This window comes from Enterobacter cloacae complex sp. P40C2, assembly GCF_014930695.1.
Classification (GTDB): Bacteria; Pseudomonadota; Gammaproteobacteria; order Enterobacterales; family Enterobacteriaceae; genus Enterobacter; species Enterobacter pasteurii.
The window spans coordinates 1-1,024 of the sequence record NZ_JADBRP010000027.1 but is presented as its reverse complement, the minus strand read 5'-3'; the positions used below and the strand labels follow the sequence as shown (position 1 = coordinate 1,024).

Annotated in this window: 1 protein-coding gene; it reads left to right on the top strand. The window is 62.1% G+C overall.

Features of this window, described 5'->3' with window-relative positions; genetic code table 11:
* Positions 1–33: 33 nt before the first annotated feature.
* Positions 34–1,020 (top strand): inositol 2-dehydrogenase, encoded by a 987-nt coding sequence (gene iolG / locus IM304_RS22155; RefSeq protein ID WP_193356056.1) that lies wholly within the window; start codon positions 34–36, stop codon positions 1,018–1,020.
* The last annotated feature ends 4 nt before the right edge of the window (positions 1,021–1,024 follow it).

Sequence of the window (1,024 nt, the reverse complement as noted above, 5' to 3'; positions counted from 1 at the left end):
AGTTTACAGCATTCACCAACACCGGGAGCCGTTATGTTTAACATTGCTTTACTGGGCGCTGGCCGAATTGGTCAGGTACATGCAGCTAACATCGCCAGCCACGGTGCGACCACGCTGTGGTCCGTGGTTGACCCGAATCAGGAATTTGCCACCCGCCTCGCCGCGCGGTATCAGGCCCGCCAGCAGAGCCTGACTGAGGCGATGACCGACCCTGACGTTCATGCCGTGCTGATTGCCTCCGCAACGGACACCCATGCGGATCTGATTGAAATGGCCGCCCGCCACGGCAAGGCCATCTTTTGTGAAAAGCCGGTACACCTCGACCTCGCCCGCGTGCGCGACTGCCTGAAGGTAGTCAAAGAGCACGGCGTGCCGCTGTTCATCGGCTTTAACCGCCGCTTCGACCCGCAGTTCCGCCGCGTGAAAACCGACGCCCAGGCCGGGCGCATCGGCAAGCCGGAATCGCTGCTGATTATTTCCCGCGATCCGTCTCCGCCGCCTGCGGAGTACGTGCGCGTCTCCGGCGGCATGTTCCGCGACATGACCATCCACGACTTTGACATGGCGCGCTTCATCATGGGCGAAGAGCCGGTGTCGGTGTACGCCCAGGGCAGCAACCTGGTGGATCCGGCGATTGGCGAGGCGGGGGACATCGACACCGCGTTTATCGTTCTGAAATATGCCTCCGGCGCAATGGCGACCATCGTCAACAGCCGCCGCTCCTCGTACGGCTACGACCAGCGCCTGGAGCTGCACGGCTCCGAAGGGCTGCTCTGCGCGGGCAATATTCTGGAAAACCAGGTGCAGCACTACGGCAAACAGGGCTGCACCAGCGCGCTGCCGGAACACTTCTTCCTGCAGCGCTACAAATCCGCTTACGCCGCGGAATGGGAACACTTTGTTGCGGTTCTGCGCGGCGAAGCGGTGCCTGACTGCAGCGGCGATGATGGTGAACGTGCGCTGTACCTCGCGGATAAAGCGCTGGAGTCGCTGCGCAGCCAGCGCGAGATCGTCCTCTAAACAC